General features: G+C 37.5%; 2 pseudogenes. Both read left to right on the top strand.

What is annotated here, in order from left to right:
* Positions 1-185: pseudogene (locus D8863_RS11170) on the top strand (choline-binding protein G); the annotation flags it as partial.
* Positions 186-247: 62 nt separating this feature from the next.
* A pseudogene (locus D8863_RS11130) lies at positions 248-611 on the top strand (choline-binding protein G); the annotation flags it as partial.

Here is a 611-nt window from a genome sequence, read left to right as displayed (position 1 = left end):
AGTTAATTAAGCAGATGTATACTGATACAAAAGCGGTACTTCAAGATACAAATGATTTTTTATTCTATCAAGTAGATACTTTGCGTGGTGCAAGCGGTTCAGCAGTATATGATTCTAATAATAGGGTTGTCGGAGTTCATACCAATGGGAGTGAGGCAGAACAGATGATTATGCTGTTAAGTTAAATGAGAAGGCTCTATCTTTCATCTACTCTGTTATTCAAGGGCATTCTATTGATGGTTGGAAATTGATTAGTGGTACTTGGTATTATTATAAGAATAGTACGAAACAAACAGGTTGGCAAAAGATAAATGATACTTGGTACTATCTAGATGCTTCTGGTAAGATGCTCACAGATTGGCAAAAAATATCCGGGGAGTGGTATTATTTTGAATCTTCTGGTGAAATGGCAACGGGGTGGAAATACCTCCGAGGCAAATGGTATTACTTAGATAAGAGCAATGGAGACATGAAGACTGGTTGGTACAAAGATGGCTCAACATGGTACTATCTAGATCCTTCTAATGGAGATATGAAAACCGGATGGATAAAAGTATCAGGTGAATGGTATTATCTCAATTCAAGTGGTGCTATGGTCACAGGTAGTCAGA

The organism is Streptococcus oralis (assembly GCF_003943825.1).
Classification (GTDB): Bacteria; Bacillota; Bacilli; order Lactobacillales; family Streptococcaceae; genus Streptococcus; species Streptococcus oralis_CD.
Note: the sequence above shows the minus strand (reverse complement) of the source record. Positions and strands in the feature narration are given on the sequence as shown.